Consider the following 24,016-nt stretch of genomic DNA (forward strand, 5'->3'; position numbering starts at 1 on the left):
TCGCCATGCTGCTCGACCGGTCCGGCTCCATGCAGTCGATCAAGCAGGCCACCGAGCAGGGCTTCGACCTGTTCCTCTCCGAGCAGCGCGAGGCGCCCGGCCGCTGCACGGTCACGCTTGCCCAGTTCGACGACGAGTACGAGGAGGTCTACACCGACCTCGACGTGCGCGAGGTCCCGCCGCTCGACCTGCGGCCGCGCGGCATGACCGCGCTGCTCGACTCCATCGGGCGCCTCGTCCACACGACCGCGCTCCGCATCGCGCAGCTCCCCGAGGACCAGCGGCCCGGCGCCGTGATCGTCGGGATCATGACCGACGGCCTCGAGAACGCCTCGAAGGAGTGCACGCGCGCCGCGATCAAGGCGCTCGTCACCGAGCGCGAGGAGCAGTTCGGCTGGACGTTCCTCTACATGGGCGCCAACCAGGACGCCATCGAGGTCGGCGCGTCCATCGGCGTGAAGCGCGAGCGCTCGCTCACCTACGACACGGCGAACGTCGACCAGGCCTACGCCGCGACGTCGCGCAGCATGGCGGGCATGCGCACGGCCATGGCAGCGGGCGCGCCGCCCGCTGCGGCGCGCGACCAGCACGCGGTGTACACGGAGGCGGACCGAGCCGCGGCCGGAGGGTCCGGGCCGGCGCGCCGGGCCCGTGCCGCCGCCCCGTGGGCAGGCCCCGCGCCGACGCCCCCCGCTTGCGCCTCGCGCGGGACGAAGGACGACCCGTTCGACGAGACCGCGCTGCTGCAGCACCTGCGGTCGGTGCTCGCGTCGGGGGCGCCGACGCTCGCGGACGTGGGCACGTTCGGCGGCCGTGCGGTGGTGTGGGCGACCGTGCGGGGTGTGTCGGTGTACCTCAACGCAGACACGAGGCGCGGGGCGCTCCAGCAGCTCGTCGACGCGGCAGCCGACGGCCCGCTCCCGTGGAACGTCATCGCGAACTGTGCGGGACAACTCAACAAGGTGAGCTTCCGGTCCGGCCAGCGTGTTCCGGGCTTCTATTGCTACACGAGTGAGGTCCAGCCCGCGGCTGGCCCGCTGGGCCCGGTTCCTGCCGCGCGGTGAGTGCCCGACGGCGCGGGGCGGGTCGCCAATAGGGGCCCGCCTCGGCCGTGTACGGCGTTTGGTGACGTCGATATCGACGTCTCTGCGCTCGACTTCGATATCGACGTCACTTACGATGACTTCACTATCGACGTCATCGGAGGCGGCGTGACGGTGCGGATCGAGATCACGAGCCCTGAGCTGCTGGGCTTCGCCCTGCAGCAGGGACGGCTCGTGCGAGGGGCTAGCCAGCGGCAGTTGGCCGACCAGCTCGGCATCGGGCAGAAGTGGGTCTGGGAGATGGAGAACGGCAAGCCAGGTCTCCTCATGGAGCGGCTCTTCGCCATGCTCGATGCCACGGGCGTGCGGCTCTGGGCCGAGATCGACGACTCGGCGTTCGACGCCGTCGACGCGGCAGGTGGTGCCGCAGACGGCGCTGCATCAGAGGACGAGGAACGCCGCGATGGGTGACCTGCGGGTCGAGCTGTACGGGCGGCTCGTCGGCCATCTCGTGGGAACGAGCGCGCGGACGTTCGACTTCAGGACGGACCGGTCCGTGCTCGAGCACTGGCCGCCCGGAAGCACCGTGCTGTCCGAGGCGGTTCCGCTGAGCCTCGTGGAGAATCGCGCGCGTGCCGCCCGGAGGCGCAACTACTTCGCAGAGCTCCTTCCCGAAGGGCGAGTCCTGAGCGAGCTCGCCGCCCGCGCACGCATCGCGGAGAGTGACGTCGTCGGGCTGCTCGCGCGCTTCGGACGGGACGTCGCCGGCGCCGTCGAGCTGTACGACCCCGACGCGCCCGGTGAGCCGCGCACCCCGCGCGCGACCCCACTGAGCGACGCGCAGGTCGGCGAGCTGCTCGGAAACACGCGAGGAATGCCGCTCGGGAACTCGCCGCGCGGCGGCAAGTCGTCCCTCGCTGGCGTCCAGGACAAGATCGTCCTCGCGCTCGTCGAAGGAACCTGGCACCAGGTGCACGACGGCTACCCGTCGAGCCACATCCTCAAGCCCCACTCCGCGGCGAACCCGACCGTCATCTATGACGAGGAGTACGTGACGCGGCTCGCGTCACGCCTCGGCCTGACGCACGGGACGGTGTGGCTGCACGACTTCGACGGACGGACCGCGCTCGTGATCGAGCGCTACGACCGGTCGCCCGACGCTCCCCGAGGACGCCTCCACCAGGAGGACATGAACCAGGCGCTCGGCGCGCGCGGCGACGAGAAGTACCAGGAGATCGGCGGCAAAGTTAGCCTCGCGAGGATCGCGGATGTCCTACGTCGCGCGGCCGGCCCGACGGCGGTCGAGCAGCTCCTCCGATACACCACACTCACCCTCGCGGTCGGCAACCTCGACATGCACGCCAAGAACGTCTCGATGCTCCACTTGCCCGACGGGAGGGCACGGATCGCGCCGATGTACGACGTCGTGCCGCTACGGCACCAGCCGACCGACGGGCGGCTCGCCCTCGCTGTGAACGGTGCCTACGTGCACAGCACGGTCACCGCGTCGGACCTCGTCGCGGAGGGAGAGGCGTGGGGAGTGACAACCGCCCACGACACGGTCCGTGCCGCACTCGGCGCCGTAGCCGACGCGCTGTCGCGCGAAGAGCCGGACCCACGAGCTCACCCGGGTATACGAGACGACGCCGCCGGATTCACTCAGAACCTCCTAGCCGGGGAGGCCGCCGGATGACCGGACGACCGGGCAGGGCCGGGTGAACTGTGCGTGGTCAGCTCCCCAAGACCCGGGGTGATGGCGCCGAAGTGCCTATGCTCGCCGCTTGACCAGGCCGGCGACGGCGTTCACCGCGGTTCGGACGACTCGACGAGGATCGTGCTCATGGCTTCTGTCTTCGGCTGGCTCGACGCCGACGCAACCCAGCGTCAGCAGATGCTCGAGGTGGTGGACCTCTTCCGGGAGGAGGGAACGGTCGACGACCTGGGGATCGGCAGCATCCGGGACGCGCTGTCCGACAAGCTCTTCCCGGGCACGTCGGTGCTGCACACGCGCTTGCGCTATGTGCTCTTCATCCCCTGGCTGCTGCAGCGTGCGGCTGCACGCCGGACGCCGCAGGAGATGAGTGCCGAGCTCCACAACCTGGAGCTTCGCCTCATCGGCAGTCTGCTCGCCGGCGGGGAGACGCAGGGCGTCATCGGCCGGCGGGCACGGAGCGCGCTGAAGCAGCTCCCGAGCGCGAGCTACTGGGCGGCCCTGGGAGCCTGGGGCATCAGGGACGCCGAGACGGCCGACGCCTACTTCCGGCGTGAGTACGACTTCCGCGCGCTGAGCCGCCGTAGCGCCGTGCCGGACGATCCCGAAGCCAGGGATGTGCCGCAGAGCCGAGGCATCGACGCCCACCTTCCGCCGTGTCCCGGGGACCTTCTCCAGGCGATCGACTTCTACCTCACCGCCGAGGAGGAGCAGTACCTCTCCGACCGGATCGCCGCGGGCACGCAGGGCTCGTTCTTCGCCTGGCTCGTCCGGAACCCACCGGCCGACTCACCGTCCGCCGACGTCGGCTCACCGGCGTTCGCGTGGGAGGTCCACAACCTTGTCGAGGCACCGCTAGAGCTGCGACGCGACGTCGACCACGCGCGCCGCTTCAGCGTCACGGTGCACGGGGCGTCGCTGCTCTATAACCTGCTGCTCGCGGAGAGGCGCAGGGACGACGAGCTCGTCGCCGGCTACACCGAGGCGCTCGCCGACTGGCAGGACGCGCTCGAGCCTGCCCGGACCGCGCGCGAGTGGGACCGGGCCGACTGGTGGATCTCGCTCCACAGGGAGGCGCCCCAGCTGCGTGGCGCGACGCGGGACTTCGTGAACGGGTGGCTCGACCTCGTGTCGGAGGACGAGGACGTCGCGTCGTCCACGGCGGCGCGTGCACTGGTGGCGGACCGTGAGAAGCGGATCAAGGGCGGGCGCGCCCGTCTGCTGAACCAGTCGGCACTGGATCGGTGGTCCGGTGCGAGTGGAACCGGACGGCAGACCTTCCGTTGGCCGGTCGCGCGGAGCCATCTCGTCGACTTGTACACCGCCCGGGAGAACAGGGCGGTGGCTTCATGACGCTCGCACCGCAGTCCCGCGTGATGCTCACGGACGCACTCCGCCCACCGGCGGGCTTTCGCGTGGAGACCGCCGTGGGTACGACGTACTCGCTCGACCTGACGTCGCTCCTGCTCGCGCCGCTGTCGTTCGCTGTCTTCGACCACGACGGCGACCGCACCGAGGCCGTCGCAGCGGTCGACCCCGTCCGTCTGCTCGAGGCGGTGCGCCGGCACAGCCGCCGCACCACCGTGTTCTGCCAGGCGGGCGGGATCCATGTCCCCGGCGCGTTCCGACCGATCCTCACGTTCACGGAGGACAGCGTGGTCGAGGTGATGCCCCCGGAGGGGCGCACGATCTTCCACCCGAAGGTCTGGGCGCTGCGCTTCGTCGATGTCGACGGCAGATCGCTTCACCGGTTCGTAATCCTCAGCCGGAACATGACGTTCGACCGGTCGTGGGACACGGCTCTCGTCCTCGACGAGGACGAGGTGGGGACGATCGACGCCGCTCCTGCAGCCGATTTCCTCCGTGGCCTCCCCGGGCTCGCGCTGCGGGGCGCAGGGCCTGAACGTGGACAACAGGTCGAGGACCTCGCCTCCACCCTCCAGAGCGTCCGGTTCGCACCGCCGTCACCGTTCACCGAGGGGCGCCTGCTGCCGATCGGCCTGCGCGACGAGCCCGTGTGGCCGATCCCGGACTTCGGGCGGCGGCTCCTGGCGATCAGTCCGTTCCTCACCCGGCAGGCCGTCAGCTCGCTCGTGTCCGTCGCCGGCGAACGCACGATCGTCTCGCGGGCGGAGAGCCTCGACCTCATCGGATCCCGGGTGCTCGACGGGTGGGACGTCAATGTGCTGCACCGCCTCGCGGAAGCCGACACCGAGCAGGACGTCGATGCAGCATCACCGGCGCTCGACGAGTTCATCGGCACCTCGGAAGGCCTGCACGCCAAGACGTTCGTCGTCGATCTGCCCGGTTCTCGCTCGATGACCGTGACAGGCAGCGCGAACCTGACCTCGGTACCCTGGGGGAAGAGCGTCGAGTTCGACGCGGTCCTCGTCGGCCCCACGGCGAGCTGTGGCGTCGCGGCCACGCTCGACGGCTCGACCGAGGTCCCCGGAATTCGGCAGCTGCTCACCGGATACTCGGTCACGGCTCCGGACGGGCTTGCCGACGCCGCGATCGCGACCTCGCACGAGATCGAACGCTTCCACCAGACGCTCGCGATCGGCGCTCCCGAGCTGCACGTCGCGCCGCTCGACGAGCAGCGGGTGACCACGACCCTGTCTCTCTCTGTCCCGGGTGGCGCTCCGGGCGAGACACGCGTGTGGCCGGTCTCGCTCCCTGCGGACGGGCAGTCGCGCGACATCGGCGACGAGCTGCGGTGGGAGATCGCGCCGCTCAACGTCACACCGTTCATCGCGGTCGAGACCACGGCGGGCACCGGCGACGCCCGCGTTACGCGGCGCTGCGTGCTGAAGGCCGCGCTGACCGGGTCCGTCGATGTCCGTCGCCAGGACGCCGTCGCCTCGATCCTGCGCAGCAAGGCGGACGTCCTGCGCTATCTCGTCCTGCTGCTCGGCGACCCGTCCTACGACGCACTGCTGGCTCAGGCAGTTGGAGGCGGCGGAGCGTTCGCCGGCACCTTCAGCGGGGAGGCCGGGAGCGACGTCGCGCTGCTCGAACCGCTCGTCCGTGCCACAGGACGCGACGAGGACGCCCTGGCCCGCGTGGCGAGCCTAATCGAGGAGCTGCGCGACCTGCCGGACGGGGACCAGCTCGTCCCTGACGGCTTCGAAGAGCTGTGGGACGTGGTGTGGCAGGTCCACCAGGAGGCGAACCGATGAGCACCGAGCAGCGTCCCGAGGTCGACCGCGTCCTCGCGAGCCTGAAGGACTTCCAGCGAGCGACCGTCGAGCTCGTGCACGAGCGGCTCTGGGGCGATGACGACCCTGTGAAGAAGTTCCTCGTCGCCGACGAGGTAGGGCTGGGCAAGACGATGGTCGCCAAAGGGGTGATCGCCCGGACCGTCGATCATCTGTGGGAGACCGACAAGCGCGTCGACGTCGTCTACCTCTGCTCCAACTCGCAGATCGCCCGGCAGAACCTCAGCCGGCTCAATGTCGTCGGGGGCACGGAGCTACGCCACGCGGATCGGCTCACCCTGCTGCCCAAGGTGATCCGGGATCTGCGGGGGCGACGCATCAACTTCGTCTCGTTCACCCCGGGCACGTCGTTCCAGGTGGGCAGCTCGGCCGGCAAGTCCGAGGAGCGCGTGCTGCTCTACTGGATGCTCACGGCGTACTGGGGCAGGGCTGCGACGAAGAGCGCGCCGTGGCGTCGCTTCTTCGAGGGCTGGATGAGCCGGAACAACTTCGAGCGTGCGCTCCGGGCGTTCGACCAGGATCAGCTCGACGAGGAGCTGTGCCGCTCGTTCGGCGAGCTGGTCGAGACGTCGTCCGGACCGGACGGTGGCCCACTGCGAGCGGAGCTCCAAGACTGCGTCCACGAGTTCCGCTGGATGCGTGGCCAGCCGTCCGGCGAGCTGGCTCGCCGGAGGGATCGCTTGATCGGAGCCATGCGTGGTCTGGTCGCGCGAGCGTCCGTGCACCATCTCGAGCCCGACCTGGTCATCCTCGACGAGTTCCAGCGCTTCAAGGATCTTCTCGACACCGACGATGCCGGAGCCCAGCTCGCGCACGCGATCTTCGACCACCCTGACGCCAAGGTGCTCATGCTCTCGGCGACGCCCTACAAGATGTACACGCTCCCAGACGACCCCGAGAGCGACGACCACTACACCGACTTCACGCGCACCGTGCGGTTCCTCGCCGGCGACGACCGCGCACGCCTCGTGGAGGACGAGCTGCGGGCGATGCGCGAGAGCCTGCTCGCGGGTGGTGACCGCGCGCGTGCACGCGAGGCACGGGACGCCGTCGAACGTGAGCTGAGGCGCGTCATGAGCCGCACGGAACGCTTGTCTTCGACCCCGGATCGCGACGGGATGCTCGCGGAGCGCTGCCTGGACGGCGTCCGCCTGACAGCCGATGACGTGCGCGCCTGGCGGACCTTCGACGGCGTCGCTCGGCACATCGATCACCATGACGTCCTCGAGTACTGGCGCTCCACCCCGTACCCGCTGAACCTCATGGAACGAGGCACGTACCAGGTGCGCACGAAGTTCCAGGCAGCCGTCGAACGGGGCGACGCGGAGATCGCGACGGCGCTCGCAAGCGGTGCCGGGCTGCTCGACTGGGAGGCCGTGCGTCGCTACGAGCAGATCGACCCGGGTAACGCGAAGATGCGAGGGCTTGCCGCCGACGTCCTCGACCGGGGCGCATGGCGTCTCGCGTGGATCGCGCCGTCGTTGCCCTACTCCGAGCTCGGTGGGGCGTACGCCGAGGAGGACCTGCGGTCGTTCACCAAGCGCCTCGTCTTCTCGGCATGGACGGTGGTGCCGAAGGCCGTCGCGACCGTCCTCAGCTACGGCGCGGAGCGCCGGGCGATGAACGCCGTCGGCGACGGATCGGCCCTTGCACGGCGGGCGTACGACGACCGGCCGATCACTCCTCCGCTGCAGTTCCGCATGACGTCGGGTGACTCGACGCGTCCAGCGGGGATGTCGACGCTCGCCTTGCTGTACCCGTCGAGCGCGCTGGCCCGCCTTGGTGACCCGCTCGATATCGCGCGCTCGGTGGGCGCACTGCCTTTGGCGCAGGAGGTCGTCCTCGAGTGCGTACGTGGCCGGATCGCCGATCGGCTCCAGTCGCTTCCGCCCGGACTTGACGGGGCCGTCGTCGACCAGCGGTGGTATTGGGCGGCGCCACTGCTCCTGGACGCGGTCGACGGCGACGACGGTGCGATCTGGCACTTCCTCGGCAGCTCCGGGCTCGATGATGACGACACGGGGTCCGGGCTCGACGCACACCTGCGGCTGGCGGAGTCGGTGGACGGGCTCGAGCTGGGGCCGCGACCGGCGGACCTCGTCGACGTCCTGGCTCGTCTCGCCCTGGCCGGTCCGGGCGTCTGCGCGCTGCGTGCGCTGTCCAGGGTGGCAGGAGGCGCCCGGTCACTGCGGCACCCGGAGATCCGGGCTCGAGCATTCGATGTCGCCCAAGGGTTGCGTTCGTTGTTCAACAAGCCGGAGATCGTCGCGGTGCTGCGCGCCGAGGAGGACGAGCGCTACTGGCAGGCCGTCCTGGACCACTGCTTCGACGGCGGCCTTCAGGCCGTGCTCGACGAGTACGCTCACGTCCTCGTCGAGTCCGAGGGCCTGCAGGACGCCGACAAGCTCTCACGTGCGGAGACCCTCGCCGAGACGATGGTCGAGGCGCTCTCGACGCGCGCGGTCCCCAACACCATCGAGCAGGTCCGGGTCGACGGCGGGCGGGTCTTGCTGGACGACAGCCCTCGGATGCGCAGCCACTTCGCCGCACGTTACGGGCGCATGCAGTCCGACGAGAAGTCTGCGGTTCGCGAGTCGACGGTGCGGGTCGCGTACAACTCGCCGTTCCGCCCGTTCGTCCTCGCATCGACGTCCGTAGGGCAGGAGGGTCTGGACTTCCACACGTACAGCCACGCGATCGTGCACTGGAACCTGCCGGGAAACCCGGTCGACCTCGAGCAGCGCGAGGGGCGTGTGCACCGGTACAAGGGCCACGCCGTCCGCAAGAACGTCGCCGCGGACCACGGCGCCGTCGCGTTGACCTGCATAGCTTCCGACCCCTGGGCTGGTGTGTTCGACTCGGCGGCACGAGCGCGAGCCGAGAACGGTTCCGACATCACCCCGTTCTGGGTCTACACCCGCCCCGACGGCGCGGTGATCGAGCGCTACGTCCCCGCACTGCCGCTCAGCCGCGAGCAGCAGCGGTACCGGCGTCTGCAACGAACTGTCGGTGCCTACCGGCTCGTCATCGGGCAGCCGCGGCAGGACGACCTGCTGCGCTATGTCGGCCACAGCGACGAAGACACGTCGTGGTTGAGGATCGACCTCACCCCTGCCGCCGTCGAGATCGAGCCGTTCGACGACGCTGGTTCGCCCGCGACCGAGACGATCTTCGATCCGATGCACGACGAACCGCCGTACACGCCGAACCCGTGGGGCAACGAAGAAGAGGCTCTTCTCGCCGCCGTGCTGTACAACGGCGGCTTGCTCGGGATCAACGTGCGCGAGGGCAGGGGCGCGACGCCGGCCGAACATCGCGAGATCGCTCGACGCGCTGGCTATCTGGATGCACGTGGCGTCGCTGGGGTGCGTTCGGAGCATCGCTCCGGCGGGCGGTGGGTCACGGTCGTCGGGCGGCGAGAGCTCGAGGGGAGTGCCCAGGCCCTTGGTTTCTCCATGCCGGCCGATCTGACGTGGTGAGAGCGAGGAGCACCAGCCCGTGGGAGCATCTGTCGTGGGCATCCTTGGAGTCATCGCCGAAGTCGTCGCCGCACTTGCGACCGCAGTTGCCGCGGCCTTCGCGGGCTACCAGGTCTGGGAGCTGCGACAGGACCGCCGGCTTGAGCGACAGCTCGAGATCGACGGCGTTTCCGTTTCTTGGCGCAATCTCGAAGCCCCTGCACGGATGGACAAGCCGGCGACCTGGCGGATCGAGTTCTCATTGGTCAACCCCGGGCGCATGCCGATCAGCGACGTGCGGTGCGAGATCCAGCTCGCGCATCCCGTTCGCCGGCTCCACTATGACGGCTCCTTGGAACTGCCGACGAGTTCGTTCCTGCTGCGCTCCGACGTGCTCCCGGGAGGCGGCGAGCGTACCTGGGTCCGAAGGGTAGAGGCCGCTGCGGGCATTGTGCCGCTCGCCGAGTGCTTGGCCAGGGTGAGTTTCCTGAGTGCTGATGGGCAACAGCAGAGCAACGTCTGGCCGCGCTCTCGGCGAGCCGGGCAGCGGTAGACGCCAAGGCGCGCGCTGGGATCGGCGCTCTCCGCTCTGGTGCGCGGACGGCAGGTTCGGACATCGTAAAATCCTCTCGACCCGCGGTAACCGACGAGCTTCCTCTTGCGGACACGCTCCCCGCCGCACGATTCTTCGTGCTGCCCAGGAGCGTTCGTGTCCGGAATAGTCAGGTACTCAGCTCGCGCTCTGGCGGAGCTCACCACCTCTGACGTCTCCCTCGTCGAGAAGCACCTGGAAGAGCACTTCGTCATGCAAGGTCTCGGAGTTCCAGGCGCATCGGAACGCCGCTCGTGGCGGCGTTCGCTGCCTGTGCTGGCTCGCGACCTCGCGGACGCGGGGCTGCACGACATCGAGGTGCTCCTCGAATATCGGTTGCCGTTGTCCTCGAAGCGGGCCGACGTGGTGCTGGCAGGCACCCACCCACGGACGGGCGTCGAGTCGTACGTCGTCGTGGAGCTCAAGCAGTGGTCCAAGGCGCGGCTCGACGACGACGTCGACTCCCTGGTGCGCGTCGAGGGCTCGCCACGAGCTCATCACCTGCACCCGAGCGTGCAGGTGGGCGGCTACGTCGAGTTCCTGCGCGACTTCACGGCGGTCCTGCACGACGAACCGGAGCGTCTCGCCGGCGTGTCCTACTTGCACAACGCCGAGGACGTAGGTGTGGCTGATCTCGTCGACGCGGCAGTCTCGGCGACCTATCCCCTCTTCACCTCGTCGTCTCGAGGTGAGTGGCTCGACTATCTCCGGAGCCGACTGGCTCCGGGGACCGGCACGGATGCTGCCGACCGACTTCTCTCGTCGACGGTCCGTCCCTCCAGGCAGCTCCTCCAGGTCGCGGCTTCCGAGATCCGTGATCGGGAGAACTTCACCTTGCTCGACGAGCAGCGAGTTGCTTTCGACCTGGTGATGAAGGCGGTTCGCCGAGCTGCGCGGGAGAACACGAAAACGGCCGTGGTTGTCTCTGGAGGGCCCGGCTCGGGCAAGAGCGTGATCGCTCTCTCAGTCATGGGTGAGCTCGCACGTCAGGGCAAGACCGTCCTGCACGCCACGGGGTCCCAGAGCTTCACGCAGACGTTGCGCAAGGTCGCGGGGAAGGGCTCGAGGGCGACGCAGCGCATGTTCATGTACTTCAACAGCTTCATGTCTGCGGAGCAGAATGCGCTCGACGTGCTCGTCCTCGACGAGGCGCACCGCATCCGCGATAAGTCGGTCATCCGATTCACCCCCAAGGCGATCCGAGACAAGGCACGTCCGCAGATCGACGAACTTCTCGACGCCGCTCGCGTCCCCGTCTTCCTGCTGGACGAGCATCAAGTGGTCCGGCCCGGCGAGAGCGGGACGGTCGAGACCATTCGCTCTGCAGCCGCATCACACGGGATGCGGGTCGAGTACGTGAACCTCGCGGATCAGTTCCGCGCGGGCGGTAGCCAGCTGTACGTCGAGTGGGTGCTCCGCCTGCTGGGTCTCACCGAGGGAGGGGCAGTTCCGTGGAAGGGCGATGACCACTTCGAACTGAGGACCGCGCGGTCGCCGCGGGAGTTGGAGGTGGCTCTCGAAGCTCAGCGGGAACGGGGATTCGGGGCGCGTATGACGGCCGGCTACGCCTGGCGATGGAGCGACCCCACGCCGGACGGCACGCTGGTCTCGGACGTCGTGATCGGGGACTGGTCCAGGCCGTGGAACGTCAAAGGTGACCGTGCCGTCGGCGATGCACCGCCGTCGCCGCTGTGGGCGACCTCCCCAGGTGGCTTCGGGCAGGTCGGCTGCGTCTACACGGCGCAGGGTTTTGAGTATGACTGGAACGGAGTGATCTTCGGCCCGGACCTCGTCTGGCGAACCGACCGCTGGGTGGCTCGACGTGAGGCGAACAAGGATCCGGCGTTCCGGTCGCGGACTCAGGTCAGCGACGAGCAGTTCGATGCTCTGGTACGCAATGTGTACAAGGTGCTCCTGACGCGGGGGATGGTCGGGACGATCATCTACTCGACCGACCGGGAGACGCAGGAGCATCTGGAGCGGTTGCTATCGGTCAGGGCGGGCCTCGGCGATAAAGATGGGTAAACGGTCGATGCAGAGTGCCGGTGCGTCAGCCTCTCGGGCGACGAGCTGAGTCGTCAAATCCGGCTGTCGAGGGCTGGCATGAATCTCGCGCACCGTATGATCTCGGCACGAGTCGGGGAGCTCCGCCGACGGACGTCGGTGAGATGCTGGCTGGACCGGGTATTAAACCTCGGCGATCGAGTCGACCTATGGTGAGGAGACGGCATGGCATCCATGAGCGAACAGGAAGTCATGGACGCGCTCGAGATTGATTCCTGGCGGAATCTGTCGCGAGACAAGATCATGCGATTCGCCGCACTGATGCCAGAGATGGACAGAGAGGTGGCGCTGGCGGTTGTGTCGCAGTTCCCGGCGTTCACGAGGTTTGCGCTGGGAACACTCAGTTTTCTGGAGCGAACGGGAGACTCGACCCGGGAATCGAACAAGTCGAGCCAAAAGCATGTGCACGACGCCTACCGGGACGTGCGAGAGGCGCTCAAGGGCAGGCTCGCTCAGGAAGACCTTGCGCCTGAGGAGGAGAGGATCATCATCCAGTCGATGATGGAGACTGCGGATCGGGAGAGCGCGAAGGATACTGAGAACAAGCAGTTCCTGGAGAGCCTGTTCAACAAGGGTGCCCTCGTCGCTGGCGCAACCATCGCGGCCGGGTTGGTCTTCGTCGGCGGCAAGATCATGCTCGAACGCGATGAACGTTCTGGTGGCGATGGATCTTGATCCTGGTCTGTTCGGAAATTCGCTCACCCGAGCGGCGCTGAACCTCTTTCCCGCATGGCGAGCCGATCCTCTCGCGGCTGATCTCCAGACGATCTGGCGGGCTGCGGATGGGGCACAAATGGACCGGGCCGTCTTCGAGCGATGGTCCCGCTTTAGTCTCTGCGTCGAGGTAGTCGACGGTCGGCCATCTGGAGGCAGAGCCCCGCGACGGTCAGCACGGTCTGGAGGCTGATCGGTGGAACGTCGGCGTCGTGTCGACGAAGTTGGCTCTCGATGTAGCGGCCCATCTCGAGGTGTGGGTCGAGGCGCGAGAGGACGATGTGCGCGACGGTCTCGGCTTCGAGCTCTCCGGCGGTGTCGCCGACGAAGCTTCGGTCGGACCAATGCTTGGGGTTGTAGGTGCCGAGGTGGCCACAGTAGATGTGCCCGAGCTCATGAAGCAGCGACGCCAGGCGGTCCTGTGGCGCGTCGTTCCGGTTGACGGTGACGTCGTACCGGAGTCGGTGAACGTCTCCGGGTCGGCCATCCTTCGTAGGTCGCCGTTGAAGCGACACGCCGCGCGACGAGGAAGCAGTACCGCCCAGGTGCTTCCCCGTGTCAGCGAGGGTGACGGGATCCCGTCGCGCATCGCGTTGTCGACGACGCGCTCCCAGACGGAGAGAAACTTCGTCGTCGGTGAGACCCGTCGAGATGGCCATGGGCGATGAGACGTCATGAGGGAGCGGGGGACTCCCCTCCGAGAGAGGCTCGGTGTGGCGCACGTCGAAGACGATCATGACGGGCCCTCGCGGACGAAGAATGACCAACGGCCGTGCATCTGGGGTGAGGCGGCGTCCCAGCTCCCTCCATCGGGCCGGGGTGGCGACGTAGTGGGCGCCGGGGTCCTGGATGTGGACGAGCATCGCCACCGATCGTGCCGTGGGCGAGTGGTCGGGGAGCACGGCGTTGGGGGCGACGGCGATCCCCGCACCGACGGGTTCGAGCGACGGCGCACGCTCCAGCACCGTGACGTTCTATCCGGCCCGAGCGAGCGCGACGCCGGACGCGAGCCCTCCGATCCCGCCGCCTACGACGAATGCCCGCGCGCTTACCGGTAGTCCTTGCCACAGAGGTTCACGGTCGCGACGCTACTGGCAGCAGGTCCAGGAGCACGTCCCCCGGGCGGGGTAGGGCCGCCGCGGACCGCGCTACCCCGCGGCCTGGGCGACGACGATCGCGAGCTGGGTGCGGTTCGCGACGCCGGCCTTGGCGCAGGCGCTGGAGAGGTGTGTCTTGACCGTCGCCTCGCCGAGGTACAGGCGCCCCGCGATCTCGCCGTTGGACAAACCCTCGACGAGGAGGCGTGCGACGTCCAGCTCGCGCTCGGTGAGGGAGGCGAGCCGCGCCGTGGCCTCGCGTCGGGTGGCCGCTCCGGGATCGGCGCCGACCTGGGCAATGAGGGTCTTGGCCGCGCGTGGCGAGAGCGCACCTGCTCCGGCGGCGACGTCGCGGACGGCGGTGACGATCTCGGCCGGCTCGGCGTCCTTGGCGAGAAACCCGGAGGCGCCTGCACGGAGAGCATCGAGGATGACCTGCTCCGTGTCGAACGACGTCATGGCGATGACGCCGGGTGGGTCGGGGAGCGTCATGACGGCGCGGGTCGCGTCGATCCCGCCGAGGCGCGGCATCCGCAGGTCCATGAGCACGACGTCCGGGTGGTGCGCCTGCACGGTGGTGACGACCTCGTCGCCGTCGGTCGCCTCGGCGACGACGTCGACGCCGCCTGCCTGGAGGATGGTCCGCAGCAGTCGCCGGACCATCGCGTCGTCGTCGACGACCATCACCCTGATCACGCGGCGAGCCTAGCGGCGACCACCGACGTGGCTCGTGGGGTGCACCGGGACGCGTTACGCTGTCGGGCGCGCCCAGGGCAGGTGGGCTCGCACGACGAACCGTCCGTCGTCGACGCCGGCGTCGAACGTGCCGCCGACGGCCGCGCACCGTTCGCGCATCCCGATGATCCCGGCGCCGCTGCCGGGAACCCCGCTCGGGCCGAGCGTGGCGGCGGGGGCGCCGAACGCCGGAGCGGTGTCGGTGGCGAGGTCGCGGGTGAGCGCGTTGCGCACCGTGACGTCGACGCCGTCGCCGGGGCGGGCCCGGACGTCGACCTCGGCGCGTGCGCCGGGCGCGTGCTTTATGACGTTCGTCAGCGACTCCTGCACCACCCGGTAGACGGCGCGCGTGAGGGCCGGCGGGGCGGTGTCGGCGTCGGCCACGAACACGGTCGCGGCGAGGTCGACGCCGGCGGCGCGCGCCTCGTCGAGGAGGCCGGCGAGGTCGCCGAGCGCGGGCGCGGACCCGGTGTACTGCTCGGCCCCGGACCGCAGGGAGGTGATGAGCGCGCGCATCTCGTCGAGCGCGCGGTGGGCGTTGGAGCGCATGCTGCGGGCGGCGTCGACCACCTCGGGGTCGCCCTGCGAGACCTCCAGCGCCGACGCGTGCAGGGACACCATGGAGAGGTTGTGCGCGACGGTGTCGTGCATCTCGCGGGCGATGAGCTCGCGCTCGTCCTGGCGCGACAGCTCGGTCCGGAGCTCGGCCGCCTGCGTGCTGAGGACCTGCGCCCGCCGGTTCTCGGCGGCGGCGACCTCCTGGGCGGCGTCGGCGCGCCCGATCGCGAGACGGAGGAGGCCTGCGCCGATCGACAGGCCGAGGCAGAGCACACCGAGGACGACGTATCCGACGGGCAGGAGGTAGGAGATCTCGAGGGAGTCCGGGCTCCTGACCGAGAAGATCACGGCCTCGCCGTCGCGTGCGGCATCCCGCCAGAACGACGCCCCGACGGCGAGCGTCGTCGCCGCGGTGCACGCGGCGACGACCTTCCTGCGCCCGTCACGGGCGATGACGAACGGCAGGGCGAGGAGCGGCGCGAGGGCGCCCACCGGGGTGAGGATCCCCGCGGCCGCAGAGATCGCGCACACCACGAGGGCGTGCCGGTCCCGCCACACGACGAGCGTCGCCAGCCCGGCCGCGAGCAGCCACCACAGCAACGTCAGGCCGACCTGCCATCCCGCCGGCTCCGACCCGATGCCGAGGTTGTCGTAGGTGGAGCTGACGATCCCGACGGCGAGGGTCGCGGCCGCCGCGGCGACGGTGCCGAGGATGGACCCGGCGCGGAACAGCGGGGAGGGCCCGGGGTCGGGCTTCGGGTGCGGAACGGGGTGGTGCGGCGGCGGGTAGGCGTGCGCCGCGGAGGGCGGGCCTGGCGTCGTCCACGGACGCCCTGGGGCCGCCCCGCCGTGCGGCCCGGGCACCGGTCGACCCGGCGGCAGGCCGGGAGCACCGTACCGGCCCGCCGGGGGAGGCGGGCCGTAGGGCGGCTGCGGCGGGTGCATGGCGCGAGCATACGGGCGGGCGCCGACGCCGTGCGTCCGCCGGACGGGCGCCGCCGGTCCGCCGGTCGGTGGACCGGGTCGAGCCGTTCGGGGGGTCCGCCGACCCCTGCGCGCCCGGCACGCTCGACCTCGTCAGACCGCGCACCGGGGGCCGACCCGGTGCCGCCGACCGAGCACCCAGGAGGCCACCATGTCCGCACCCACGCCGCACCCCCAGCAGCCCGGTCCGTCGTCGTTCGGGCCGCCGCAGCAGGGCCACCCGGGTCATCCCGGGCAGCCCGCGCAGCCCGGCCCGCCGCCCTACGGCGCGCACGGGGCACCGCAGGTCTACCCGACGGCCGGGTACCCGGCGCCGAGCGCGCAGCCGGGCGTGCCCCCGGCGCCCCGGAAGTCGTGGTTCGCCCGCCACAAGATCCTCACCGGGGTGGGCGTCGTCGTGCTGCTCGCGATCATCGGCTCGGCGCTGGGCGGCGGGGGTGAGGACGAGCCGACGCCGCCGGCCGCGGTGGCAGACGCGCCCGCGCAGGAGCCGGTGCCCGACGCGGTGGCCGAGGACCCGGCGGAGCCCGCCCCCGAGGAGCCGGCCGCGGAGCCTGCACCCGAGGCCCCGGCGGCTGCGGGGATCGGGGTCCCCGTGCGGGACGGCAAGTTCGAGTTCACCGTGACCTCGGTGGAGCCGGGCGTGCCGAGCGTCGGTGACCAGTACCTGAGCCAGGAGGCGCAGGGGCAGTACGTGCTCGTGCGGATGACCGTGAAGAACATCGGCAACGAGGCGCAGATGTTCACCGGTGGCAACCAGCAGCTCACCGACACCGAGGGCCGCACGCACGAGAGCGACACCACCGCCGCGATCTATCTCGGCGACGCGAACAGCTTCCTCACCGACATCAACCCGGGCAACGCCGTCGAGGGTGTCGTCGTGTTCGACATCCCTGCCGACGCCGTCCCTGCGACGCTCTCCCTGCACGACTCGATGTTCTCGGGCGGGGTCGAGGTCTCGCTCGGCTGAGACCGGCATGGCGTGCGGGTGAGTCGGGGTGGGCTCCGGTCACGGGAGTGTCACAGGCCGTTCCGTGTGGCACTCCCGACCGGGCTGCGGGGCGTCCCTGTCCTCGGGCCTGAACGGGGAGGGAGGACGAGCGGACGGCGTGCTGGGTCACCCGCGGTCGAACACGACCTAGGGCGAGCCTTCCCCCGAGACCGCAGCACCCAGATGTTGATTCTTGCGAGAAGTTGTTGACTTGTGTGGGTCGGCCCGGGACACTCGAATCCCCGAGGTCGACGCCGTCCCGGGTTCTTGCCCCCTCATCGTCGAGAGGACACCCGATGAAGCTCTCCCTGTCCCGCGCGCGCTCGCGTGCTACCGCTGTCACGAGCGCGCTGGTCGCGCTCGGGCTGGCGGTCTCGGGCGCGGCCGCCGCCGCAGCGGCGCCGACCCTGCCGACCGCGTCCACCGCGGCACCGGCGGCCGCCGCCGAGCCGACGATCTCCCCGGTCGTCGACGCCAACTTCCCCGACCCCGACATCCTGCTCGTCGACGGCGTCTACCACGCCTACGCGACCAACGACCAGGGCCAGAACGTGCAGCACCGCACGTCGACGGACCTCGTCACGTGGAGCGCCCCGACAGACGTCGCGCCCGACCTGGGCGCCTGGGTCAGCGAGTCGTGCACCTTCTCGCCGGGCGGGGCGACCGACCGCTGCGTGTGGGCCCCGGAGGTCTCCGCGGTCGAGGGCGGCTACGCCCTGTACTACACGGCGCGCGACGCGACGTCGCCGCGGCAGTGCCTCGGCGTCGCGCTGTCCGACACCCCGGATGGTCCGTTCGTCCCCGTCGGCGACGACCCGATCGTCTGCCCCAACGGCGAGGCCGGCACGGAGGACCTCGGCGGCGCGATCGACGCCGCGACGTTCGTCGACGGCGACCAGCTCTACCTGCTGTGGAAGGCCGACGGGAACTGCTGCACGGGCAAGACGGCGATCATCTTCGCCCAGCCGCTCTCGCCCGACGGCACGACGCTCACGGGCCCGCCCGTCGAGCTCATCCGCGTCGACACGCCCTACGAGGGCCGCGTCGTCGAGGGCCCGACGCTCCTGGAGCGCGATGGCACCTACTACCTCTTCTACTCCGCGAACGACTTCTACGGCGGGGCGTACCGCACGTCGTACGCGACGGCGTCGAGCCTCGCGGGCCCGTGGACCAAGGCGACGACCGAGCTCCTCACGAGCGACCGGTTCCAGGGCGACGTGCGCGGCCCGGGCGGGCAGGACGTCGTCACCGCGCCGGACGGCTCGGACGCCCTCGTCTTCCACGGGTGGAACGAGGCGTTCACGTACCGCGCGATGTACGTCGCGGACCTCGAGTGGACGGCCGACGGCGTCCCGTTCGTCCCGCAGGCGTCCGACCGCTACCAGGCGGAGGACGGCGTGGTCACGAACGCGCGCGTCGTGGCCGACGGCGGGGCGTCGGGCGGGGCGAAGGTCGGCGGCCTGGACTTCGCGGACTCGTCCGTGACGGTCGAGGTGCACGCCGACGAGGCGGGCCCGGCCCTGCTGGGCATCCGGTTCGCCAACGGCTCCCTCGACGGCTCGACGCGCGTGCCCTCCACGAGCACGCTCGCCGTCAACGGCGTGGTCGCGGAGACCGTCGTCTTCCCGCACACCACGTGGGGCAACTGGCAGACGTCCGAGCACCTCGTCGAGCTCGTCGCGGGCACCAACACGATCACCCTGACCCGCGCGACGTTCTACACCGAGCTCGACGCGTTCGACGTCTACCCCGCGACGCGCGACCCGCGCCCGTCCGCCCCGCCCGTCATCCCGTCCGACGCGACGCGGTACGAGTTCGAGGACGGCGTCATCACGCGCGGCTCGGTCGGGAGCGCCGCGGGTGCCTCGGGCGGGCAGAAGGTCGGCGGCCTCGACTTCCTCGACAGCTCCGTCGCGCTGCAGGTCCACGCCGACGAGGCCGGGGCGTACACGCTCGGCGTCCGGTTCGCGAACGGCTCCGAGCGGGGCGGCTACACGCTCGCCTCGTCGAGCACCGTCACGGTGAACGGCGCGGACGCCGGCGTCGTCACGTTCCCGCACACCACGTGGGGCAACTGGCAGTCCGTGACCCACGAGGTCGAGCTGCAGCAGGGCTGGAACACCGTCGCCCTGACCAAGCTCACCTGGTACACCGAGCTCGACGCGCTCGACGTCTTCCCGGCCGAGGCCCCGCCCGTCGACCCGCAGGTCACCGTCACCGCGCAGCCCCGCTGCCTCGCCGGGACCCCGTACCTCGCCGTCCGCGCGACCAACGACGGCGACGAGACCGTCGCGATCGCCCTGCGGACGGACCACGGCGAGCGGTCCTTCGCCCAGGTTGACCCGGGCAAGAACGCCTACCAGTCGTTCAAGGCCCGCGGTGCGCTCGACGCCGGCGAGGCGCTCGTCGTCGTCACCGACGTCACGGGCGCGACGACGGAGGTGACGGCCGCGTACGACGCGTTCACCTGCGCGTAGCGCACCCACCGCCACGCCCGCGGCGCCGCTCGGCCGATGAGCGGCGCCGCGGGCGTCCTCGTGCGCCGAGATCGCCCCGATCTCGCGAGATCGACCCGCACGTCGCGAAGTCGACCTCCCGAGGGTCGATCTCGAACGCTGGGGTCGATCTCGGGAGGGGTGTGCCGCGCTCGGCTAGACGACGGTCCCGCGTCCCGGACGCTGGGGCGCCGTGCGCGGATGTGGACATCGGGTGCGGGAGGTGGGCGACGATGTCGGGCGGGAGGACGACGACGCGCGTCCGGCGGTGAGCGGTCCGTGGGGGGGGTGCCCGACGCCGGGCGCACGTCCGGCGTGCGGGTGTCAGTCGGGCAGGTTGTCGGTGACGAGGCGGGAGCGGGCCTCGTAGACGCGCAGCGGGTCGGCGGTGCTGGTGGTGGTCGCGGTGCCGGTGACGTCGGTCCAGGTGGTGGTGCCGGTGATGCGGAACTGTCCGGACCAGGTCGTGGTGAGCGTGATCTGGACCTGCTCGGCGGGTTGGTCGTAGGTGTGCGCGACCGTGTGGTGGGGGTAGGCCGCACCGGGGTCGGTCGTGGAGACCGGGGGCGTGCCGTCGCCGTAGTCCCACGCGTACGAGCGTGGGGTGGCGCGGATCTGCACGGGGATGCCGAGCAGGGTCGTGTCCAGGGTCTGCTCGCCGGGCTGGGTGTAGGTGATGGTGGGGACGTTGACCAGGGTCCACCCGTCCGGGGGCTGGACCACGATCGGCGACGGCGCGATGGTCAGGGTGCGGAACGCCGCCTCGGCCTCGCCGGCCAGGTCGACGGCGCCGAGGCAGGACGCGTCGGCGACGAGCTCCCAGCCCGAGACCGCGGTCCGGGTGCCGTCCGGGGTGTTGGTCCAGGTCTGGCGGAACAACGGCTCCAACGCGACCTCGTCCGGGGTGCACCCGGGGTCGAACCCCGCCGCGTTCTGCCCGTCCGGGCACACCGGGACCAGCCCGGGCAGCGTCGTGGCATGGTCACCGTCGTAGCACCGGTACGCCGGCCCGCGCCGGTACGCCTCCGACGCCGGACCACCGTCCGTCGACGCGGGCACGTACTCCGCCCCACCGTCCGGAGTGTTCTCCCCGTGGATATAGGCGCGGTCATTCTGAAAGTGCGAATTGAGAGCGGTGTCTCCCTCGCCGGCGTACGCAGGAAGACAGATCGTGGTCAGCAGTCCTGCCATCAAGGTGCCCAAGATAGACGATCGGTAGTTCATTCGACGCTCGTCACGGCAAGTACGAGCCAGTCGCCAGTGGCTACCGATACGTCAATTTGCAGCCGTCCGCTGCCGCCACGATCTTCGGATACGACCGATCCGTCCGATGCCGTGCGGAGATGAGGAGTCTGTTGGAAGTCGAAAAGAACCGGATAGCCACCACCCAAGTCATCGAACTCGACGTCCGGGTTGGAAACAGTGATCTCCGCGCCCTCGTAGGTATCACCTGAGGCGGCGATCTCCTCGGCGTCGGACTTGACCTTTGCGCAGAACTCGCACGTCTCGGCCCACGTCATCGCGTCCCACTCGGCGGTGTCACCCGTCGCGAGCACGTACGCGTACAGCGACAGGAAGTACTCCGCTGCTGCTGCGGCACCCTCGGCGTCGTCGCGGTCCATCGCCGCGGGACGGTCCGGCTTCACCGGCCCGGTCTCGGTAGGCGTCGGCTCCGGAGACTCCGACTCCGACGGCGACGGCACGACCGGCTCGTCGACGGACGGTGACGGACCAGGGCCGCCACCACCGGTGCACCCGGCGACCACGCACCCCACCGCGACGACGACGCCCACGACGAGCGACCGCCGTCGGGCACGGGACAGCACACGAGAACGACGCACGAGACCCCCTGCAGATCGATGCGAACCACCCCGCACGCCACACCGACGGGGCGCGCGGACTGCCCAGCAACCTAGCGAAACCGCACCGCCGACGGAACCGCGCGTCCCGCCCTGTGGACGACGGCCCGGCAGGTGTCCACGACGTTGCGGCTCCACAGGTGCAGGTGGCACCCCGGGCACGAGGCGGTGAACGTTGGCCGAAGCCTCGTTCCGTCACCGGACATTTCGGGACCAAACCGGCGCGGCCGCTTCCTATGCTCGCCGTGGCCGCCCACCCGCGGGACGGGTGCTACGCCGGCCGCGACCACGTCCCTCGTCTGAGCGGATCCTTGCTGTGACCACCGTCCTCACCCCGGACTCCCCGGGTTCCTCCGGCACGCCCCGCGCCTCGTCGTCGGCCCCAGCGGCAGACACCACCACGGGCGCCATCACGCCCGGCGACCCCGCCACCCGGCCGACCGGCACCGGCGCGCCCGCCGGCCGCACGCCGTCCGACCCCGCCGGACGCATGCCGTCCGACTCCGCCGGACGCACGCCGTCCGACCCCGCCGATCGCGAGGCGCAGGCGCTGCACCGCAGCCGCCTGGGCGCGCGCCGCCGTCGGCGGAACCTGCTGTGGGCGCTGCTGCTCGCGGGCCCGAACCTCGTGCTGCTGCTGGTGTTCGTCTACCGGCCGCTGCTGCAGAGCTTCTACCTCTCGACGCTGCAGTGGAACCTCGGGTCGCCGGTCGCGCGGCCGGTCGGGCTGGGCAACTACGTCGAGTGGTTCTCCGCCCCGACGACGGGCCGCATCGTCACGACGACGCTCGTCTTCACCCTCGCCACGGTCGGCGGGGCGATGGTCCTCGGCCTGGGCCTGGCGCTGCTGCTGAACCGCCGCCTCCGAGGCCGGGGGGTCGCCCGGACGGTCGCGTTCGCGCCGTACGTGCTGTCGGGCTTCGCGGTCGGGATCCTGTGGCTGTTCATGTTCGACCCGCGCTACGGGTTGGTCCAGGAGCTGCTCGGCTGGGTCGGCGTCGCGTCGCCCCAGTGGTACACGCAGCGCCCGTGGCCGCTCGTGATGATCGTCGTGGTGTACCTGTGGAAGAACCTCGGGTACGTCGCGCTCATCTACCTGGCGGGCCTCCAGTCGGTGCCGCAGGACCTGAAGGACGCGGCCGCGCTCGACGGCGCGTCGTCGGCGCGGACGCTGCGCTCGATCGTCCTGCCGCTGCTCACCCCGACGACGTTCTTCCTCGTCGTGACGATGCTGCTCGCGTCGCTCCAGTCCTTCGACATCATCAAGGCGATGACGCAGGGCGGCCCGCTCGGCTCGACGACGACGCTCATGTACTCGATCTACGAGGAGAGCTTCGTCAACGGCCGGGCCGGGTACGCGTCGGCGGTCGCCACGGTCCTGTTCCTCGTGCTGCTCGCGGTGACCGCGGTGCAGATGCGGTTCGTCCAGCGGAAGGTCCACTACGCATGAGCGCCGTCGCGCCCGCCCGTCCCGAGACGGCGCCCGCCACGCCGGCCGCGCTCGCGCCGCGTGCTCCTCGCACCCCCCGGGCCCGACGCCGGGGCCTCCAGCCCGGCGGGTACCTCGCCCTGGTCCTCGCGACGGTCGTGCTCGGCGCGCCCCTGGTGTGGATGGTGCTCGCGAGCATGAAGACGCCCGCCGAGCTGTACACCGTCCCGCTGCAGTGGCTCCCGGGCAGCGTGAACCTCGACAACTACGCGCAGGCCGCGGACTCGATCCCGCTCGGACGGCTGCTCGCCAACAGCGTCGGGATCACGGTCGTGGGCGCGGGGCTCAAGGTCGCGCTGGGCCTCACGTGCGCGTACGCGCTCGTGTTCCTCGACTTCCCGTTCAAGAAGGTCGTGTTCGGGCTCGTCATCGCGACGCTCATGATCCCGCCGCAGATCACGATCATCCCCAACTACACGTTGGTCGCGAGCCTCGGGTGGCTCAACACCTACCAGGGCATCCTCGTGCCGGGCCTGGCGAGCGCGTTCGGGACGTTCCTGTTCCGGCAGCACTTCCTCACGCTGCCGCGCTCGATCCTCGAGGCAGCCGAGCTCGACGGCGCGGGGCACTGGCGCAAGCTCTGGCGGTTCGTCGTGCCGATGAGCACGCCGACGCTCGCGGCGGTCGCGCTCGTGTCCGTCGTGACGGAGTGGAACGACTACCTGTGGCCGTTCCTCGTCATCGACCGCCCCGACAAGATGACCCTCCCCGTCGGCCTGACGCTGCTGCAGAACACCGACGGCATGACGAACTGGGGCGTGCTGCTCGCCGCGACGGTCGTCGTGACGCTGCCCATCCTCGTCGTCTTCCTCGTCCTCCAGCGCCGCCTCGTCGCGGGCCTCACGGCCGGCGCCGTCACTGGCTGACCCGCCCCGCCGTCGTGCCCGACGACGGCGCCCAGCCGGCGGGCCGCGCACCCGCGCGCCCGCCCACCACCACCGAGCTCCCCGGTCCGCCCGCAGCGGTCCGGGTTCCCCGAAGCGCACCGAGACCCGGTGCACGACCTGA

Annotated in this window: 18 protein-coding genes; 13 read left to right on the forward strand and 5 right to left on the reverse strand. The window is 70.5% G+C overall.

The features are described 5' to 3' along the window. Positions 1 to 5: 5 nt before the first annotated feature. From ABRQ22_RS00480 to ABRQ22_RS00520, 9 genes are all read left to right on the forward strand, one after another. Positions 6 to 1,064 (forward strand): hypothetical protein, encoded by a 1,059-nt coding sequence (locus tag ABRQ22_RS00480; protein WP_353708201.1) that lies wholly within the window; start codon positions 6 to 8, stop codon positions 1,062 to 1,064. Beyond that, entirely contained in the window at positions 1,065 to 1,514 is a 450-nt protein-coding gene (locus ABRQ22_RS00485) for a hypothetical protein (RefSeq protein ID WP_353708202.1), read from the forward strand. It begins immediately after the preceding gene. Further along, the gene (locus tag ABRQ22_RS00490) at positions 1,507 to 2,736 is read left to right on the forward strand and encodes a HipA domain-containing protein (protein ID WP_353708203.1); all 1,230 of its coding nucleotides are present in this window, start codon (positions 1,507 to 1,509) and stop codon (positions 2,734 to 2,736) included. Before ABRQ22_RS00485 ends, ABRQ22_RS00490 begins: the two co-directional genes overlap by 8 nt. Before the next feature lie 147 nt (positions 2,737 to 2,883). Continuing rightward, positions 2,884 to 4,107: a DUF6361 family protein gene (locus ABRQ22_RS00495; protein ID WP_353708204.1), complete on the forward strand. Its 1,224-nt coding sequence runs from the start codon at positions 2,884 to 2,886 to the stop codon at positions 4,105 to 4,107. Further along, a complete protein-coding gene (locus ABRQ22_RS00500; RefSeq protein ID WP_353708205.1) occupies positions 4,104 to 5,933 on the forward strand; it encodes a phospholipase D family protein in 1,830 nt (609 codons plus the stop codon). The genes ABRQ22_RS00495 and ABRQ22_RS00500 overlap by 4 nt, the downstream gene beginning before the upstream one ends. Next, entirely contained in the window at positions 5,930 to 9,451 is a 3,522-nt protein-coding gene (locus ABRQ22_RS00505) for a helicase-related protein (protein WP_353708206.1), read from the forward strand. Before ABRQ22_RS00500 ends, ABRQ22_RS00505 begins: the two co-directional genes overlap by 4 nt. 34 nt (positions 9,452 to 9,485) lie before the next feature. After that, positions 9,486 to 9,983: a hypothetical protein gene (locus ABRQ22_RS00510; protein ID WP_353708207.1), complete on the forward strand. Its 498-nt coding sequence runs from the start codon at positions 9,486 to 9,488 to the stop codon at positions 9,981 to 9,983. Positions 9,984 to 10,139: 156 nt separating this feature from the next. Beyond that, complete coding sequence (locus ABRQ22_RS00515) at positions 10,140 to 12,047, forward strand: DUF2075 domain-containing protein (protein WP_353708208.1); 1,908 nt, start codon at positions 10,140 to 10,142, stop codon at positions 12,045 to 12,047. 204 nt (positions 12,048 to 12,251) lie between these two features. Further along, entirely contained in the window at positions 12,252 to 12,761 is a 510-nt protein-coding gene (locus ABRQ22_RS00520) for a hypothetical protein (protein ID WP_353708209.1), read from the forward strand. Positions 12,762 to 12,913: 152 nt separating this feature from the next. Here ABRQ22_RS00520 and ABRQ22_RS00525 read toward each other — a convergent pair whose 3' ends face one another. From ABRQ22_RS00525 to ABRQ22_RS00535, 3 genes are all read right to left on the reverse strand, one after another. Next, positions 12,914 to 13,765, reverse strand: coding sequence for an ImmA/IrrE family metallo-endopeptidase (locus ABRQ22_RS00525; protein ID WP_353708210.1), 852 nt, complete (start codon positions 13,763 to 13,765; stop codon positions 12,914 to 12,916). 183 nt (positions 13,766 to 13,948) lie between these two features. Then, positions 13,949 to 14,593 (reverse strand): response regulator transcription factor, encoded by a 645-nt coding sequence (locus ABRQ22_RS00530; RefSeq protein WP_353708211.1) that lies wholly within the window; start codon positions 14,591 to 14,593, stop codon positions 13,949 to 13,951. A 54-nt stretch (positions 14,594 to 14,647) separates the two neighbouring features. Then, positions 14,648 to 16,135, reverse strand: coding sequence for a histidine kinase (locus tag ABRQ22_RS00535; protein ID WP_353708212.1), 1,488 nt, complete (start codon positions 16,133 to 16,135; stop codon positions 14,648 to 14,650). A 190-nt stretch (positions 16,136 to 16,325) separates the two neighbouring features. Here ABRQ22_RS00535 and ABRQ22_RS00540 point away from each other — a divergent pair, with 190 nt between their 5' ends. Continuing rightward, a complete protein-coding gene (locus ABRQ22_RS00540; protein ID WP_353708213.1) occupies positions 16,326 to 17,144 on the forward strand; it encodes a DUF4352 domain-containing protein in 819 nt (272 codons plus the stop codon). Positions 17,145 to 17,461: 317 nt separating this feature from the next. Then, positions 17,462 to 19,642 (forward strand): family 43 glycosylhydrolase, encoded by a 2,181-nt coding sequence (locus tag ABRQ22_RS00545; protein WP_353708214.1) that lies wholly within the window; start codon positions 17,462 to 17,464, stop codon positions 19,640 to 19,642. Between the two features lie 342 nt (positions 19,643 to 19,984). On the opposite strand, the gene ABRQ22_RS00550 is transcribed toward ABRQ22_RS00545, so the two are convergent. Together ABRQ22_RS00550 and ABRQ22_RS00555 are read right to left on the reverse strand one after the other, a co-directional pair. Beyond that, positions 19,985 to 20,719, reverse strand: a complete 735-nt coding sequence (locus ABRQ22_RS00550) for a hypothetical protein (RefSeq protein ID WP_353708215.1) — start codon at positions 20,717 to 20,719, stop codon at positions 19,985 to 19,987. 161 nt (positions 20,720 to 20,880) lie between these two features. Next, positions 20,881 to 21,453, reverse strand: coding sequence for a DUF6318 family protein (locus ABRQ22_RS00555; RefSeq protein ID WP_353708216.1), 573 nt, complete (start codon positions 21,451 to 21,453; stop codon positions 20,881 to 20,883). Positions 21,454 to 21,835: 382 nt separating this feature from the next. Between ABRQ22_RS00555 and ABRQ22_RS00560 the strand changes: the two genes are divergently transcribed. Together ABRQ22_RS00560 and ABRQ22_RS00565 are read left to right on the forward strand one after the other, a co-directional pair. Then, positions 21,836 to 22,969 (forward strand): ABC transporter permease subunit, encoded by a 1,134-nt coding sequence (locus ABRQ22_RS00560; protein ID WP_308202338.1) that lies wholly within the window; start codon positions 21,836 to 21,838, stop codon positions 22,967 to 22,969. Further along, positions 22,966 to 23,874, forward strand: a complete 909-nt coding sequence (locus tag ABRQ22_RS00565) for a carbohydrate ABC transporter permease (protein ID WP_253054400.1) — start codon at positions 22,966 to 22,968, stop codon at positions 23,872 to 23,874. Before ABRQ22_RS00560 ends, ABRQ22_RS00565 begins: the two co-directional genes overlap by 4 nt. The last annotated feature ends 142 nt before the right edge of the window (positions 23,875 to 24,016 follow it).

Origin of the sequence: Cellulosimicrobium sp. ES-005, assembly GCF_040448685.1 — a bacterium.
In the GTDB taxonomy this organism is placed as follows: domain Bacteria; phylum Actinomycetota; class Actinomycetes; order Actinomycetales; family Cellulomonadaceae; genus Cellulosimicrobium; species Cellulosimicrobium cellulans_G.